Genomic DNA, 774 nt, shown 5'->3' on the forward strand with positions numbered 1-774 from the left:
GGCAAGACCGCAGTCGTCACGGGCGCCGCGAGCGGCATCGGCAAGGAAATCGCGCTGGAACTGGCCAAGGCAGGCGCGGCCGTCGCGATCGCCGACCTGAACCAGGACGGCGCGAACGCGGTCGCCGACGAGATCGTCAAGGCAGGCGGCAAGGCGATCGGCGTCGCGATGGACGTGACCAACGAGGACGCCGTGAACAGCGGCATCGACAAGGTGGCCGACGCGTTCGGCTCGGTCGACATCCTCGTGTCGAACGCAGGCATCCAGATCGTCAACCCGATCGAGAACTACTCGTTCGCCGACTGGAAGAAGATGCAGGCGATCCACGTGGACGGCGCGTTCCTGACGACGAAGGCCGCGCTCAAGCACATGTACAAGGACGATCGCGGCGGCGTCGTGATCTACATGGGCTCGGTGCACTCGCACGAGGCGTCGCCGCTGAAGTCGGCGTACGTGACGGCCAAGCATGGCCTGCTCGGCCTGGCCCGCGTGCTGGCGAAGGAAGGCGCGAAGCACAACGTGCGCTCGCACGTCGTGTGTCCGGGCTTCGTGCGCACGCCGCTGGTCGACAAGCAGATTCCGGAGCAGGCGAAGGAGCTCGGGATCAGCGAAGAGGACGTGATCAAGAAGGTGATGCTCGGCAACACGGTCGACGGCGTGTTCACGACGGTGCAGGACGTCGCGCAGACGGTGCTGTTCCTGTCGGCGTTCCCGAGCGCCGCGCTCACCGGCCAGTCGTTCGTCGTCAGCCACGGCTGGTTCATGCAGTAACGC

General features: G+C 66.1%; 1 protein-coding gene. It reads left to right on the top strand.

Annotation, left to right across the window (positions count from 1 at the left end):
• On the top strand, window positions 1–771 hold a 771-nt coding region (locus J8I33_RS34265; RefSeq protein WP_148093101.1), incomplete at its 5' end, for a 3-hydroxybutyrate dehydrogenase.
• Window positions 772–774 lie beyond the last annotated feature (3 nt).

The organism is Burkholderia sp. AcTa6-5 (assembly GCF_017815075.1).
In the GTDB taxonomy this organism is placed as follows: Bacteria; Pseudomonadota; Gammaproteobacteria; order Burkholderiales; family Burkholderiaceae; genus Burkholderia; species Burkholderia sola.